Below are 15327 nucleotides of genomic sequence, written 5' to 3'. Positions count from 1 at the left end.
CTGGATGATTTCGTTAGCGTTGCCGAAAACTCTGAATACGTTCTTTACTGAAAGCCAACGCTTCCCGGAGGTAGGCCAGCTTCACGACCTGAATTCCCTGCGAACGCAGGTGGACGTAAAAGGCCATGATGACAAAAATCTCAGTGATAACCCAGGAGTAGGAAACGCCAATGTGACCTAACTGCTTGATAAGCAAAGCATTTAAGCCCAAACTAATAATAGAAGCAAGAGCAGATATACGGAAAAAGGCTTTATCCATTCGCAGATTGATCATGGTATGAACCCCCAGCAAATTATTCAGACCCAGGGTAATGGGTAGAATCGATACAATACGTAAAACAACGACGGCTTCTTCAAACTGATCTCCGTAAAACAGGTGAATGAAGAGGGGAGCGATGATGTACAGTCCGATGGTAATCAGCGTCATCAATACCACGACCGGGAAAAAGATGGTCCGGACTACTTTAAGTCCTTCTTCCTTACCCTGACCAAAAGCCCGGGCTACGATGGGAAAGAAAGCCTGACTCAGGGCCAGGGATACGAACGACTGCGTAATACCCGCAATACGGGTACCCGCCGAAAAAATCCCGACGCTGTAGGCCGTTGAGAAAATACCCAGCAGAAAGGTATTGGAACCCGCGTAAATCGTGGCCACAACCGAAGTGAAAAACAGCGTACTGTCGTCTTTGAAACGCTTCAGTAGCTGGGCAATGGATGGGAAGGTGTACGTCAGATCAAACCGCCGCAAGGTACGACAAAGGCAGCTACGCTGATGAGTACCTGGGCGATGCTTAGTGAGAGGTTCTGATAAATGTAATCGTTGGGTTCACGGATGAAGATGAACACTGTAAACGTGAAAAGTACCTTTACAATGGTATTGAAGATAGCCACCCGTCCCAGATCTTCCATGGCCTGGTACAGCCAGATTGGAAAGAGCACAATGCCCAGACAACTGATATATGTACAAACGTGCAGCCACCACTGAGCCCGAAACTCTTCCACAAAATACGTAATGGCCCCAAAGATAATCGTCGAAAGTACCCAGAGCAGGGCCTTGCCGGTCATGACTTCACTAAAAATCTGGTTGACCAGCGATTTGTTGTGGCGATCGGCGGCAATGGCCCGTACCGCTGCCGTATCAAAACCATAATTGATCAATAAGGTAAAGTACGCCACATACGCCTGGGAGAAATTGAGCAATCCCAGACGTTCGGGTCCAATGATACGAACGACGTAAGGCACCGTAAGCAACGGCAGCAACATATTCGCCACGTTGACACTGAAGAGAGAAGCCACATTGATGGCAAAACGCTTCATGGTCGACTTGGACAGGGCAACCGGGGGCTTTTCTTTTACGGGTTCATCCAGTACTTTTTCTTCGATCATAGGTAATGGCGGGTTAATGGGGGCCTCGCTAAGCGGTACTTTTTTTATTAAGGAAGCGGTACAGTCGTACCGTTTTTATACCATCAGGGTACTTTCTGAAATTGTTAAAAATGCTGTCGAGAGCAGCTTCACTGTAAATCAGAAAATCATACATCCGGTGTTTTCGCTTGGAACGAAGCTGGACGAAAGTTTCCCGTAACGACCATTGCAGAAAAACCATAATACCGTACTTATTCCCGTGCATATTCTGAAAAATGCGTCGCTGATTTCGTACGGCGTAGTACTGTTTCCAGGCTCCGGGCCAGGGAATTCCATTCCGGTCAAAGGACGGGGGATGGTAGAAAACGGAGTTGGTAACCGTCACTACTGAAAAACCCATTTTGATTGCCCGGGTCATGTACTCGACTTCATCACCCCAGATAAACAGCTTACGGTCGGGTAGACCAATGTGTTTGATTACCTGCCGGTGAATAAGCGTGCCGTTGAAAAACGAAGCGACACCGTACACCATGTCCACCTGGGTCATATCAACCACTTTGCGATAACTTTTGTTGGGCCGATCGACGTAAAAGGCCAGTTCGGAATGATCCTTATTACTGACCGACATACAATTTTTGATACAGGGCCCAATATTCGGCGATTCCATCAGAGCCTGTAGAGCCTCTGGCGTAGCCACGCAATCATCGTCCATACACCAGATCCACTCGTACCCGGCCTGATAGGCGGTGTCGATCCCCGTTGCAAAGCCACCAGCTCCGCCGCAGTTCGCCTGCGTAGTAACCAGCAGATCGGATTGGGTTGCCAGCCAATCGGCCGTTCCATCGGTACTCCCATTGTTAATTACAAAAATGGTCTGTACCGGGAAGGTCTGCTGCTGCAAACTGGTAATACAAACTTTGAGGTCTTCGAGCCGGTTGTAGGTAACAACAACGGCAGCTACTTTTTTCATTGGAAATACCAGGTTATCCATTCAATAGAGTTGATAGCGACAAGGGGGATAACGTACTGATACACAAAAAACGATTCAGATAAAATAAGACTAAAACAACAGCAGGCAGGCTGAAGTAGCGATTCAATCAGGTATTCAGTTAAAAGGCATTTTTATTACCCGTAGCGGCGGCTTTGATGGTCCACCAGCAAATGGTAGCGTCCAGGCGAGCGGACTGTCGATGAATGTACAGGTGGTCGTAACGAACGCGTTGTTTCATTTTACTCAGATGCTCGGTTTCACCGCGGGCTCCCCGGGACTGGGCCAGGCCAGTAATGCCGGGAAGAACCGTGTAACGTTCCTTGTAACCAGGCATCGAGTGCCAGTACTGGGCATCCAGAGCGATGGGGTGGGGGCGTGGACCCACAATACTCATATCGCCAAGCAGGACATTGAAAATCTGTGGCATTTCGTCCAGGTTGGTTTTCCGCAGGTAACGGCCCAGGGGAGTAATGCGGGAGTCGTTGCGGGTAGCCTGTTTGAAATCCGCATTTTGTTCGTACCGCATCGTCCGGAACTTAAAGCAGCGAAAAGGTTTGCCATTCCGTCCGGTACGCAGCTGAACAAAGAGGATCGGGCCCGGAGAAGTCAGCTTGATGAGAAGACTGATAATCGGAACCAGCCAGACCAGCACCAGAATCGTTACGGAGCTAGCAATGGCCAAATCAAAAACCCGTTTTTTGAAAAACTGAGTCGGATTGGGTTGGGCATGCGTAGGCGTAAAGAGCGTCTGATTCGTGATCGGTATCGGGACCACCTTCTTATTTATCGTGAGTGACATCGTATTGCGGGTTATGGGATGAAGGCAAACGCTATTTATACGAGTAACTGTTCTTGTAGTTGTAGTGATACGAATCTCCGCCCGCAACCCCGTTCAGAATAATGTTGAGGTTGTTGAAGCGACGTTCCCGGTGCAAAACGTCCAGCTCCTTGAGGGCCGCTTTAGGCGTTACGCCGTGACGGATTACAAACAGCGTAGCATCGGCCATCGGTGAAACGAGCTGGGCATCGGTAACAATACCTACCGGAGGAGCATCGACGATGATGTACGAGAAGCGTTCGCGTAGTTCCTGCAGAAGCTGGGGCAGTCGGTGACCACTCAACAATTCAGAGGGGTTTGGCGGCAGTGGACCACTCGGGATCACGAAGTAATTGGGATAGCCCGGAACGGGTCTCAGGATTTCTTCGAGGGAGGCTTCTTCATTGAGGTAATCGCTGATGCCAATATCATTCTCCACGTCGAATACCTGGTGAATCCGGGGCATCCGCATGTCCATTTCCAGAATAACGGTCGGTTGCTTCATCAGGGCCAGACTGGCTCCCAGGTTCATGGAAATAAAGGATTTGCCCTCACCACTAATGCTGGACGTAAACAGGAGAACGTGGCTTTCGTCCATCTCACCCCGACGTAAGTGGAGGTTGGTACGAATGGTACGAATCTGCTCGGCAATAATCGATTTGCTATGCTGAGCAATAACGAGCTGATCTTTCTCCCGTTTCTTCATGATTTCGCCCAGGATAGGAACGCGGGTTACGCCTTCCACATCTACCCGACGCATCACGCGACCGTTGAGTGCTCCTTTACCCGCAATGGCTGCCGTGGGTACCAGAAATCCAATCAAACCAAACAGGGCATACATTACGATACCAACGGGTTTTACGGGCGTTGCTCCGCTCTCTGCTGGATCGATGGTATGATTTTCAGGAATGCTCGCGGCAAAAGCCACGGCCATTTCTTCACGCTTCTGTAACAGGTAGTTGTACAGGTTATTCTTGATGGATTGCTGACGCGTGATATCGATCAGCAAACGTTCCTGTTGGGGGATGTCACGGATGCTGTTTTCGAGCCGGGCATTTTTCTGCTCATACTGCTTTTGGGTATTGAGCAGCATACTCTTCATCGTCTGTACGTTCTGACTGATGTTCTGCCGCGTAGAGCGGATCTGATCATCAATCCCCTTAATCATGTAATTGGATTCAGTAGTCGTCTGACTGAGTTGCTGCCGCTGTAACTGCAATTGCGAAAGCTTGTCAATTTGCCCCAACAGTACCACATCATTCAGACCCACCGTAGCGGGAGTCAAACCCTGCTCATCCGATTGCGTACTGATGAATTTCTGTAAATCATTCAGGGTAGCCAATTGAATGTTTACCTGATTGAGCAGATTATCGTTTTGTTGGGTTGACTCCAGAAAAGTAGATGCCTGCGTACCCAGATCGGTAATAGAGCGAGCCGATTTATATTGTTCAACGCGTTTCTCTACACTAGACAAATCGCCCGATACCGTCCGAAGCCGGTCTTCAATCAGCTGAATCGTCTGCGTGGCTACACGGTTTTTATCAGCGACGGTGCGATCATTATATGCTTTAGCGAGGTTATTCAGAATAGCGTCAGCTTTTTCGGGTACGGCATCTTCGAGTTTGAGATGCACGACGGAAGACGTCTTACTGGTAGCTTCTGCTTTCAGATTTCCCAGATAACCTTTAACGGCTGCGTTTCGCGGCAGGAGCTGCACGGATAACGGTTCGGTCTGAGCATTGACTGCCTGCCGGGTAAGTACACGAATTTGTCCAGTGGGCAGCTGAATACTGGCGTTCAGGGGATATACCTTCCCGTCGATGTTCACCTGCTTATTGTTGAGGAAACTCACCTCCAGTGGCTTTTTATAAAGGGTGTTCTTGGGTTTCTCGACCAGAACCGTTACGGGCGATTCCTCAAAAATCTCCCGCTTACCAAAAGACGTTTGATGGAAGTACTTGGCCTGTAATTGCAGGGCATCTACCACTTGGCCCATGAGCGAAGAGGAAGTCAGTACCTCAATCTCATTCTCAACGGCTTTTTTGGAGGTGTATACATCCAGTTCTTTAAGTGGATTCGCCTGAACGTTGCCTTTCTTTTCATCCTGTAATAACAGACTCAGTTCACTGCGATAAATGGGTTGCTTGAACAGCAGATACACGTATGCTCCGGCAAATGCCAGGACGAGCGATACGACATACCAAGGCCAGCGGTTTAAATAGGGAAGTAAGGAAGCCCTAAGATTGATACCCTTAGAGTCGACTACTTGATAAGATTCGTAAGGCGGATTTGGTTTGGCTTGCATACGTATTCAGGTGATGTGAGTAGGAAACGAGTCTTACTGACACGTCGCTAAAACAGAATAATTAAAGTCTTGGATAAACGTCGGTATGTGAGGCGGACATAACAGGCAGTGAACAGGCATTGACTTTCTCAGGCGTGACTTACAAAGGCCGGAAAAAGAAGCATCTGGCTTGGAATTGGACGAACGGAACACCCCTGCACTGGAGCCTGGTCAAGGCCTGTTGCCTTCAGAAAAGTTACGATGAAGGATTTCGTTTGAATCAAAGACATAATATGACCTGCTTTTCCGAAAGTCTGTGCTGCGGCCGACTTAAGAAAGGGAACCCAGTGCCTGTGAGCAACTGGCAGAAAAGAGGTGCATGCAAGGATAGGTGTATAGATCAGTGTAGTTTTCCAGTCATAAGCATTAAGGGATATAGCGAACGAAACGGATTTCGATAGGCGGAAAAACGGTATACTATTCATGAGTTGACGCAATACATTCTTACCTAAGTGTATGGGCTAAAACCCGTTTGATCAGGTTGAAGGAACAGGGTTATAAAAGGACAATATGGTGCCAGTTGAATACGTGAGGACAGTATTCAAAATAACGATCAAAAGGCTAAGTACGCGAGAGCCAAATGGACTGCTTAATAAAAAAATCATTTCCCAATTCCGGAGAAATAGGGAATGCAATTCATTACAGTATCCAACTCAGGTACGCAGACTAAACAAATAGCAGGTAGCGGCGAAACTACTAGCGGAATTCGGTACCGGCGAGGCACCACCTACTGGCGGGTAGAAAAGACAATCAATGGAATGATAACGAGTGTACTTGTTAATGAATGATAAACAAATGTTTTCAAAAAGCTCATTCTTGACTCAACAATAGTACCAAGTTAGTAAAGGATTAGTTAAAGTACGTTCGTTCGGGGCGGATATGAACAAACAAATTAAATTTCTTTACCAACTAAGAATCGTTAAAAGGTCATGCCAACTCAACTGCTATACGTAAGCTCAAAACGTAATTCAGTATCTGATTCATTAATTGAACTTTTTGAAGAATAGTCAATTGGTTAATCACTAGGAACTTACCACTATTATTCAAAAATGTGCGAAGAGATAAACGTAAGAAGGCGACGATATAAAGGTAAAGCTTTTTTTTTATTATTTCACAATACCCTGTGGTAATGAATGTAAAAAATGGGAACAATTATTCCCGTTGCTAAGGCATTATTTCTACATTCGTATAATTGTTATAATTTAAATCAATATATTTACATTTACCGTTTTTAAGTAAGTAAATATTGATTAGGAACAGTAAAGAATTGGATTTTATTTATATAAGTACTAAATGTTAACAAACTTTTTACGTGAAAGTAATAAATGGGAGGTTAAGTATCAGTGAACATTTAGATAAGTTTAGCAAGAAGATTTCATAAAACCAATAAAAAACACGCGTATCTGAAATTACTAGATTTCAGATACGCGTGTTTTTTATTGGTTGCTCATTGTACGGGTTTGCCTGATTCGTCCTGATTATCGGAAGCCCTGTACGTTCCACCATCCGCACCTTCCATATACTTACCACCCGGGCCTTTGGTAAAGCGATTGGCAGTTAAAACGTGGTTGAGTGATTTATTACCGTAAGCCATGAATACAGCCTGATTGGAGGAAGCGTTGCGATTGGAAATTACATTATTCACAAAGCGATTATTGGAGGTATTATCACAAATAATTACTTTGCTGGATAAGCTCTCGACCGTATTCTCGCTGAACGTTCCACCATTCGAGGAATGAGAAATTTCAATCATACCGGTCATGTTAAACTTATTCTTCGATACAGTGAATGCTCCACCGTTATAGATTGCGATTCCTCCCGTGCAGCGACCAACGGTTTCATTCGACGTAACAATCATTCCTCCGGTCACACTACCATTACCATTTCCATCATTTGACCCGATAAAGAACTTGTCGAATTTCCCTTCAAACTTATTACTGTTCACTTTTACATTACGCAAGGCACCAGCAATTTCAATTCCGTATAAACTACAGTTTTTAACTGTATTATTTTCGACGGTAATATTTTCCATGGGACCCGATAAGGAAATACCGAAATGGCAGTCGTAAAACGTGTTGTTACTTACCTCGATATTTTTCCCGACGTATTTGTTATAGTTATCGTGATTAAATATCTCACAACCCATACGTCTGGCCCGTACTACGTTATTTTTAACTACAATGTTTTCAGCCGATTTACCAGCGGGAATTTTCAGCGTTAGCCAGTTGGTACTATCCTTTGAATCGTAATCTTTACTCGTACAGTTTTGAATGGTTAAATTAGCTACATTCGGACTATCAATATAGATAGTACCGAATACTCCGTTTTCACGCGTGGTGACATTCCAGGATAAGCCATCAATAACGACATTCTTCAAATCTATTTTAGGATCAATAGCGTTTGCCAGTGACACATACGTAGCGGGTAACGTAATCAAAACTTTTCCCGGATTGGCCTGCAGTTTCATGTTGCTGCGTAAGCGTACCGTAGTGCGTTGACGGTACGATCCGTCGGGAATAAATACATCATCAGCTCCATTCACCGCGTTTTGAAGTTCCGGACCGATATCATCATCCGAGGGAAGTACATCAAACCACAACGCATTCGCCGGGCCTGAATAGTCACGTTTGTACCGAATGCCGTGAGCAGTAACCAGCGTTACGCCCAGGTTGTCAGCCGTTTTTCGATCCCCCTGATCCAGATTATAATAGCCTTGTTGCCGAGCATTTGTAATATAAATTCGGTGGGTAAAGGGAGTGAACTAAAGTCCCTTAACTGGGCCACAGTGAGGGTATCAGTCCGTTGCTCAACTGGTTCTTTAAAGTTATCATCAGGCTTCTTGCAGGAAGCACCGATACAAAAAATGATCATCAGGGAACATAGCCCTGAAATATAAGGTAGTTTTTTCATGGTTATCGGATGGGAAAGAGGGATCAGTAAATCCTGATCTAGGTTTATAAAGACCATGCAGCGAATGAACGAATCTTGTTGAATAGACGAATTATTCGCTGTATGATACCTTATACCAAGGGATTATAGATCACTTAAGAACACCCTTGATCCATTACAGAACATACCTTAACGCATCCCTGCGTATGTTTTAAGTTTGTTGTAAATACGCGTTACTACACTATACCGTTGTAACGTTTTCTGGTGATAGTACGGGGTAGCTTCTACTTGCGGCGAAAGCTTGAATTGACGCTGTGAACCCTGATCAAGCGTGGTTTTATAGCGGTTGTAAATATTGGTGTGCGTAGCCTCGTGGCCAAAACCAATATTCTGCACTTTTGAAATGGTTGGATAGACCGTTAATCCATTCGCTCTATACCGGTTATAGCAGAAACGAATATCCCAGGCATCCGAACGCCCTTCCATTTGATCTTCCAGCATTTTTACCAGGTCCGAACCACCCTGATTAAAGGCTTTTTGCTGGTATTTATCCTGACGGAATTCAGGGTAATCTACCAATTCCCAGTCAATGGATTGCCAGCGATCCCGCCAGGTAGCCCAGCCCCAGGGACTATGTCTGGGAACGAAATAAGACTCGTAAGGATAATCCGAAGGACGTTCAAAAGGAAACGTATAGCCCGCAATCGAATAGATTTTTTTATCGTTTTCGTACTGCTTTAAACTCTGGTTCATGTAGTCCAGAAAGTTGGGAGCAGTAATTAAATCGTCTTCTACTATAATAGCCGTTGGGTATCGATCTAAAACGTAACTAATACCACGAATGATTGAATCCGCACAACCAATATTGGATTTAGCGTAATCCCGATAAATACTTTTGAAACCAGTCAGTTCATCGAGTACCTGATGGACTTCGTACACCTTCGGCCAATCTTCTGCTTTTTTGGGAGCATCTACAAAAATAAATAAATCACTTTCAGCGGCTAAATGATTTTTCCTCAAAGCTTCGACGGTAGCTCGTAATTCTCGGGCCCGTTTGTAAGCAAATAAAACGACGGGTGCATTCATACGTATTTTGAAAATTTAGGTTGATTTATGGGGTATATGAAACCCCCTTCGCAACTGTGAATTTGTGCTTTTTGTTGATTTTTACGAGTATTTATTTGTTGCCAAACCAATACTCATATCTAATATAAAGACTAATCGTTCTGATTACTTTTCCACGTCTGAGCTTTCATTAAATGCCTTCCTGCAAAAGACTCAAAACATCATCTATTTATTGGTGAATCATAGTTAGAGCTGACAACGTATTTTCAGGATTCATCCCGCATTCCAAATTCGAAATCAATCGACTCTTCGTAAGCGTTGTTTTCGAGAATTGCTAGTGGTAAAGCAGAAGCAGCAGGCTGAGTATCCGCGTAGGTTTTTTTACCCAAAATATCCTGGCTAACGTCGTTAATAGCCCAGGCATTGGCAACACAGTTTAGCTTCGCGTATGGATTAAGTGACTTGTTAAATAAAAGAAGTGCGTGATCTGAATCTTGAGAATCTTCGTAATGTAAATCCAAAAGTTTATTTGCTAGTGCCTGCCGATATGTGTAGTTGACACAGGCCGAAACTGCTCTTTTTAACGAACCAGTGGATTCTGAAGATTTATGTGCTTCCCCTGATGTATTTGCTAGTTTGATGTAGCAAATAGACTGACTCGTTGCACGGGCAGTTTGAGCAAATACAGAAAGTATACCGAAGAGAAAGAAAAATGGGTCAATACTATTTTCATAAATGGGCGTGGGTAGGTATCTAAAAGCGGTTGTTCTACTACTTTTTCCAAATGGTTTTCCTCATGTACTGAGGCTTCAGCTGGAGTGAATGAACGGTTCGGGGTAGACGTTTTAAGCGGATGCGGTCGTTTGCGTTTAGCCTTCCTGAAAGTTTTTTTTTGTACTGGTCTTCTCCGGGTCAACTTTTGCCAATGGCTTTTCGGGTAGTTCGGAGACCGATATTATCACAGGCCTGCTCTGCATTACCTTCTGCTCACAAAGTCCTGGAAACCATTCGCAACGATGCTGATAAATTGTATACAAGCCAAAAAACAGACTACTTGCCAATAGCATGGATCCTCCTCCTCTAACCATCCAGGCAGAAGATTTGGCCATCGTAGACAGGCGACTCATGGGATGAGCTGTCAACATCACCTCATGTGTTTCTGATTGTGTTTGAATGAAGAGAGTAGCGATCTGCGGCTTGGCAAACAGGCGATCTGATAGGTAACGTATATGAATATACGTATTTTTACTCTGGGGAATCATCCGTAATCCAGGTAGGTACTCAGGTCTTTCGTCGCTTGCTACCTGAAACAGATCAGGTCGGTCTGTTTGAATATGAATAGGTAGGTCCGTGGTAAGAGTTCGAATGGTTAAAAGTCCGAACTGAGGTTTCAACACCTTAACCGGATAAAAATCCATCGTCGTCGTGCCGATTTCAAGACCATGCCGGGATTCAATGAAAATGTGCTTCAGTTCCTGACATTTATTTTGGAGTGTTAATCGACCTCCCTCCCGTACCAGAGACTGAAGTATTACTTGTTGCTGAACCAGCCAGCGACCATCGTTTTGCAATTCATAGTTCAATTCCAGTTCTCCCTGGTAGGTGTCTGATGCCTCTGTCTTCAACACGTACCCTTCCGGAGCACGAAGAGTGAGTACACCCGGATGCTCAGGAGTTTCCAGCGTAGCTTCGACCGGAAAGCTGTAATAGCTATTCTGGAAGTCTTCGCTGTATATGTTAGTAAGAGAAGGCTTTAGTATAGACATACTTTTTCCAGGTTCTTTGCAGCAGTATAACCCATAATCAGGGGAATACCGGCAAAGAGTTTAGTATCGAACATTACGCAAATAACTGTCCTACTTCTGGCGGAAAAAGTATGGATGAAAGCGGTTACTAATAATTCAGGTATTCTTTAGCTCATGTAACGGCATGCCTAGTAAAATACTCAGAATATTAACATACAATAATCATGCCAGACTGAAATAAACGTATATTGGGGAAGTGATCTCCCATATTCGTTCAGCTCGTAAGCCTGACATTTCCCGTTCGGGTAAAAGCGATCACAGTTTAGCGGTGAAAACCAGGATGCCTGTACCTTACGGTGCATTTGATCGTCCTTATGACAATCTGGATTTTGTACAATAACTGACTAAACTATGACTAATCTTATGGGCGGTAAGAAAAGCGGTAAAAAGTGAAGAGAATGACGGTATATCCTCATAATGACGGGGTTAAGTTAAAGCTTCAACCCGAGATTGCCAAGTGTATACCCGTTTTTCTTCGTATATAACCTGTAGCTTTTGTGAAAGCCTGCTTAAAAATATACTATTTCGATTTTTTTGTATCTACCAGATACTGGCCTGTGTCAGGCGTTTGCCCGAGCCTTGGGTTGGAGCATCGCCCGCGTCACCAGCCAGATATACGTACTGTTGGTGACAGCGTAACGTTTAAACAGCCGCCGTGGCTCAAGCATGAATCGGTAGACCCATTCCAGCCCGGATGCCCGCATCCAGTTAGGTGCCTTGGATTGTAAACCTACCATCATAGGCAGGGCTCCACCAATACCAATCATGGCGGCCTGAATTTTTACCTTTCATCGCGGCCATCCATCGTTCCTGTTTAGGGCAACCTAATGCTACAAAAACGAGTTGGGCTCCACTGCGATTAATCATGGCAGCAGTCTCGTTTTCTTCGACAGCAGTCAGGGGGCGGAAAGGGGGGCTATAATAGCCTGCTACCTGTAATTGAGGATGTGTCTTTTTGAGATAGCGGTCAGTAGCTTCAAGCATCTGCGGCGTTCCTCCGTAGAAGTAAACGGGAATTCCTTTTTTCTCCGCTTCGGCAATCAAATCAGGCATTAAATCAAGCCCGGCCACCCGATCCTGATCAAAACCGTGAATTAATTTAAGACCCCAGGTGAGTGGCCGTCCGTCGGGAGTAGCCATGTCTGCCTGATTGACTACTTCCGCAAAGGATGCGTCCCGATACGCTTCAACCAGCATGTGTACGTTCGAAACGCAGGTATAGGTTGACGTTCGTTGTTGGGCCATGGTAATCTGACGATCAATGAAACTGGCGTAATTACCCGTCGTCAAATCAATACTAATAAGTTTCTTTTTCATGCGATGAGGGTGACAGCTCAACCGGTACTATACACAGAAAACCTTTAGCGACTTTGATCGCTGACATTACTCGGCAAAATGAAAATTCAGCCCCCTGTTCAGGGGCCGGGATATTTTCTGCTGCGGCGGTGGCGGCCGACGAAGACGGATTGAATTTGGTTTGTACCGGTTTGGTAGCGAATACTTAAACCGACTACAGGCCATATTGTTTTTCAGGCTGGACTACAGCGTCCGGGTTATCGGGCGAATCATCCAGACCTGGAGGGTACTTTGTAGGGGATTGGGAGCTAAGCGGACAAGGGGGGTGACGGTGTGGTATGCTCGCTCAGCAAGGCCAAATTAATTGATTAATTTTGTAAATACCTAATATTCACTGGTTTTATTTCATATTGACCGCGTTGATCAGAATCAGAAAGCCTAGTATGAAAATACTTTAGGAAACAATCGCACCTACTAAGAGGGATAAATAAAATTTCACAAAACTTTTCCAGGGTAAAGAATAGGGGCCCTCCCCTGTCCGCATCAAAGCGTTCCGATGTTCCTCGTTCACTGGCTTCCGTACCTCAAATTGGGGATTGGTCCTCCTCCGGAGCAACCGTTACCTTTGTTGCTACCGGGTAAGGCCCGGTAGACGTTCAACCAAATCTATCAATCCTATGAAAAAGCAACAAAGCGTGTATGTTTTCGGACTAGGCATTCTGTTCTTCAGCCTGACGAGCTGTTCGAAAAGTGGTCCCGGAGCTACGAACGCCTGCGAAAACCACGCGGAAAAAATAGCCGCCGCCGCCAATGCCTACGTCAGCAATCCGGGCAAAAACACCTGCGAGGCTTATAAAGCTGCGATTAACGATCTTTTTAAAACCTGCCCCACGTATTACACGGGTCTTTCGAGGCAGACGCTGGAGGATTTTAACAATACGCCCTGCCAGTAAAGCAGTTCAAAACAGTTCCGCAGGTACAGGGCTGGTTTCGTTTATAAAAGCCCTCAGGATCAAGGCAGAAAAACGAATTTCTATTCATCTTTGGAAGGCAGGGACATTCAGGTTTCTGCCTGGATACCTTCAACCCATATGCGTAAAAACATCATCATCTGTTGTGATGGAACGGCCAACGAGCTTGACGAGCCGAACCGTACCTCCAACGTTATGCAGTTGTTCTGCCACCTCAAGGATATTGATTCGCAACGGCAGGTTGCCTACTACGATCCGGGCGTGGGCACTCGCGGGTATTCGTTCCTGGATGGCTGGGACCAGATTACCGGCTGGACGGTAGACGAAAACGTAAAGCAGGCCTATGAATTTCTGATGAACTTCTATGAAGCCGGCGACCGTATTTACCTCTTCGGCTTTAGTCGGGGAGCTTATACCGTTCGCGTACTGACGGGACTCCTGGCCAAATGCGGCATTCTGCACAAACGAAATACGAATCTCATCGACTATGCTTTTAAAATATTCCGGCGACGGAATAATGAGGGGCAAGCCAAAAACTTCCGGGACATTCTCTCGCGAACCGTAGACGTCCATTTCCTGGGCGTTTGGGATACCGTAAGTACCGTTTTGCGAAAAGGATACTTGAGCCCCTTACCCGACTATTTCCGGGATACCATTCTATCGAGTCAGGTGCGGTACGCCTGTCAGGCCCTGTCCATTGATGATCGCCGCCGGAGTCTGTTTAATCCCATTCGCTGGAGTCCGCCCGAGGGATTGGATCGCATGGAGCAGGTGTGGTTTGCCGGAGCTCATTCGGATGTGGGGGGCGGATACCAATCCGATCCCGATACTAAACGACGCATGGCTAACCTCCCGCTTCGCTGGATGATGAAACGGGCATACGGGCATGGCCTGCTACTGAACGATTTTACCGATCTGGAAGGCATCGCCCGACTCGACGACGCTCTGGCCACCCTTCACTGGCCGCATCGGCGGATGCCCTGGAAACTGTTTCCCTTTTTAAACGGTAGCCGTACCATTCCCGCTGCCGAAGCAACGCGGGACCAGACGCAGCTGCTGTATCCACGTTTACACGAATCCGTTTTGTATCGTCTGCACCATCCCACGACTAAGTACCAGCCCGGCAATCTGCCCGCCGAATATGATGTCGTGGACGATGCCGGACGGGTGCTCAGCCAGGTCAGAGTAAACCGACCGTCGGTCCCACTGGCGGAAGTGTAAACCAATGCTGGCAACTGGAAACAAGCCGGGCGTTTGAGCGTTGTAGGAGAGTCGCCTTAACTTTTATCCGAACCCATGGCTCAGCAAAACCAAACAACGTACACCCCGAACTTCATGGAGAAACTCAAACAGTTTGTCCGGACACGGGGAGCGGATTATTTACTGGACAAGAACATTTCTTCCATTGGGATAGGGTACAAGTGTGTGGATGGAAAAAGAAGCCGGGAAGTAGTCATCCAGTTTACAGTCGAAACGAAAGTACAGCCGGAAGTGCTGCCTTCGCTCGGCACAATACTCATTCCCGGGGCCATCGTAGTAGATGGTCAGGAAGTCCCGACCGATGTACTGGAGCGAAGTTTCCAGGCTTCGTTTCTGGTGGTGGATGAACGGGTATCCAATCCCCGCAAAATTCATCTGGATCCCATCGTTCCGGGGATCAGTGTATCGCATCATCAGCTTTCGGCGGTACCYTTGGGTGCATCGTATACGGACGAACGGACGGAACCCGTACGTGCTGAGTAACTGGCACATTTGCAGGGTCCGCTGGGACAACTCGGCGATAC

General features: G+C 46.1%; 15 protein-coding genes. 3 read left to right on the top strand and 12 right to left on the bottom strand.

Going from position 1 to position 15327, the window contains the following annotated elements; all coding sequences use genetic code 11:
* Nucleotides 1-13: 13 nt before the first annotated feature.
* The 12 genes from BWI97_RS29045 to BWI97_RS29030 all read right to left on the bottom strand — a co-directional run bounded on the left by BWI97_RS29045 (nt 14) and on the right by BWI97_RS29030 (nt 12593).
* On the bottom strand, nt 14-748 hold the full coding sequence (locus tag BWI97_RS29045) for an oligosaccharide flippase family protein (RefSeq protein ID WP_255403217.1): 735 nt from the start codon (nt 746-748) through the stop codon (nt 14-16).
* On the bottom strand, nt 730-1386 hold the full coding sequence (locus BWI97_RS29040; protein WP_255403216.1) for an oligosaccharide flippase family protein: 657 nt from the start codon (nt 1384-1386) through the stop codon (nt 730-732). Before BWI97_RS29040 ends, BWI97_RS29045 begins: the two co-directional genes overlap by 19 nt.
* Nucleotides 1387-1414: 28 nt before the next feature.
* Nucleotides 1415-2335, bottom strand: coding sequence for a glycosyltransferase family 2 protein (locus tag BWI97_RS24830; RefSeq protein ID WP_158242841.1), 921 nt, complete (start codon nt 2333-2335; stop codon nt 1415-1417).
* A 139-nt stretch (nt 2336-2474) separates the two neighbouring features.
* Entirely contained in the window at nt 2475-3155 is a 681-nt protein-coding gene (locus BWI97_RS24825; protein ID WP_094812718.1) for a sugar transferase, read from the bottom strand.
* A gap of 31 nt (nt 3156-3186) precedes the next feature.
* Nucleotides 3187-5478: a tyrosine-protein kinase family protein gene (locus BWI97_RS24820; protein WP_102203238.1), complete on the bottom strand. Its 2292-nt coding sequence runs from the start codon at nt 5476-5478 to the stop codon at nt 3187-3189.
* A 1486-nt stretch (nt 5479-6964) separates the two neighbouring features.
* Nucleotides 6965-8116 (bottom strand): right-handed parallel beta-helix repeat-containing protein, encoded by a 1152-nt coding sequence (locus BWI97_RS24815; RefSeq protein ID WP_102203237.1) that lies wholly within the window; start codon nt 8114-8116, stop codon nt 6965-6967.
* Between the two features lie 59 nt (nt 8117-8175).
* On the bottom strand, nt 8176-8427 hold the full coding sequence (locus BWI97_RS24810) for a hypothetical protein (protein ID WP_146011024.1): 252 nt from the start codon (nt 8425-8427) through the stop codon (nt 8176-8178).
* A gap of 168 nt (nt 8428-8595) precedes the next feature.
* Nucleotides 8596-9492: a glycosyltransferase gene (locus BWI97_RS24805; RefSeq protein ID WP_102203235.1), complete on the bottom strand. Its 897-nt coding sequence runs from the start codon at nt 9490-9492 to the stop codon at nt 8596-8598.
* Nucleotides 9493-9737: 245 nt separating this feature from the next.
* Nucleotides 9738-9992, bottom strand: a complete 255-nt coding sequence (locus BWI97_RS24800) for a hypothetical protein (RefSeq protein ID WP_102203234.1) — start codon at nt 9990-9992, stop codon at nt 9738-9740.
* Nucleotides 9993-10340: 348 nt separating this feature from the next.
* The gene (locus BWI97_RS24795) at nt 10341-11237 is read right to left on the bottom strand and encodes a hypothetical protein (protein ID WP_102203233.1); all 897 of its coding nucleotides are present in this window, start codon (nt 11235-11237) and stop codon (nt 10341-10343) included.
* Nucleotides 11238-11836: 599 nt separating this feature from the next.
* Entirely contained in the window at nt 11837-12013 is a 177-nt protein-coding gene (locus BWI97_RS29035) for a WecB/TagA/CpsF family glycosyltransferase (protein WP_255403218.1), read from the bottom strand.
* On the bottom strand, nt 11985-12593 hold the full coding sequence (locus tag BWI97_RS29030; protein ID WP_255403213.1) for a WecB/TagA/CpsF family glycosyltransferase: 609 nt from the start codon (nt 12591-12593) through the stop codon (nt 11985-11987). Before BWI97_RS29030 ends, BWI97_RS29035 begins: the two co-directional genes overlap by 29 nt.
* A gap of 656 nt (nt 12594-13249) precedes the next feature.
* Between BWI97_RS29030 and BWI97_RS24785 the strand changes: the two genes are divergently transcribed.
* The 3 genes from BWI97_RS24785 (at nt 13250) to BWI97_RS24775 (ending at nt 15286) form a co-directional block, all read left to right on the top strand.
* Nucleotides 13250-13525, top strand: a complete 276-nt coding sequence (locus tag BWI97_RS24785; protein WP_094812706.1) for a hypothetical protein — start codon at nt 13250-13252, stop codon at nt 13523-13525.
* Nucleotides 13526-13663: 138 nt separating this feature from the next.
* Entirely contained in the window at nt 13664-14764 is a 1101-nt protein-coding gene (locus BWI97_RS24780; RefSeq protein ID WP_102203232.1) for a DUF2235 domain-containing protein, read from the top strand.
* Between the two features lie 75 nt (nt 14765-14839).
* Nucleotides 14840-15286, top strand: coding sequence for a hypothetical protein (locus tag BWI97_RS24775; RefSeq protein WP_102203231.1), 447 nt, complete (start codon nt 14840-14842; stop codon nt 15284-15286).
* Nucleotides 15287-15327: the final 41 nt, after the last annotated feature.

Origin of the sequence: Siphonobacter sp. BAB-5405 (assembly GCF_002872335.1) — a bacterium.
Lineage (GTDB): Bacteria > Bacteroidota > Bacteroidia > Cytophagales > Spirosomataceae > Siphonobacter.
This window is presented reverse-complemented; position numbering and strand designations above follow the sequence as displayed.

Coding starts and splice junctions, on each gene's coding strand:
- BWI97_RS24810 (WP_146011024.1), bottom strand. CDS start 8,427: ATGAAAAAACTACCTTATATTTCAGGGCTATGTTCCCTGATGATCATT.
- BWI97_RS24795 (WP_102203233.1), bottom strand. CDS start 11,237: ATGTCTATACTAAAGCCTTCTCTTACTAACATATACAGCGAAGACTTC.
- BWI97_RS24820 (WP_102203238.1), bottom strand. CDS start 5,478: ATGCAAGCCAAACCAAATCCGCCTTACGAATCTTATCAAGTAGTCGAC.
- BWI97_RS24805 (WP_102203235.1), bottom strand. CDS start 9,492: ATGAATGCACCCGTCGTTTTATTTGCTTACAAACGGGCCCGAGAATTA.
- BWI97_RS29040 (WP_255403216.1), bottom strand. CDS start 1,386: ATGATCGAAGAAAAAGTACTGGATGAACCCGTAAAAGAAAAGCCCCCG.
- BWI97_RS29035 (WP_255403218.1), bottom strand. CDS start 12,013: ATGGTAGGTTTACAATCCAAGGCACCTAACTGGATGCGGGCATCCGGG.
- BWI97_RS24780 (WP_102203232.1), top strand. CDS start 13,664: ATGCGTAAAAACATCATCATCTGTTGTGATGGAACGGCCAACGAGCTT.
- BWI97_RS24785 (WP_094812706.1), top strand. CDS start 13,250: ATGAAAAAGCAACAAAGCGTGTATGTTTTCGGACTAGGCATTCTGTTC.
- BWI97_RS24830 (WP_158242841.1), bottom strand. CDS start 2,335: ATGAAAAAAGTAGCTGCCGTTGTTGTTACCTACAACCGGCTCGAAGAC.
- BWI97_RS29030 (WP_255403213.1), bottom strand. CDS start 12,593: ATGAAAAAGAAACTTATTAGTATTGATTTGACGACGGGTAATTACGCC.
- BWI97_RS24825 (WP_094812718.1), bottom strand. CDS start 3,155: ATGTCACTCACGATAAATAAGAAGGTGGTCCCGATACCGATCACGAAT.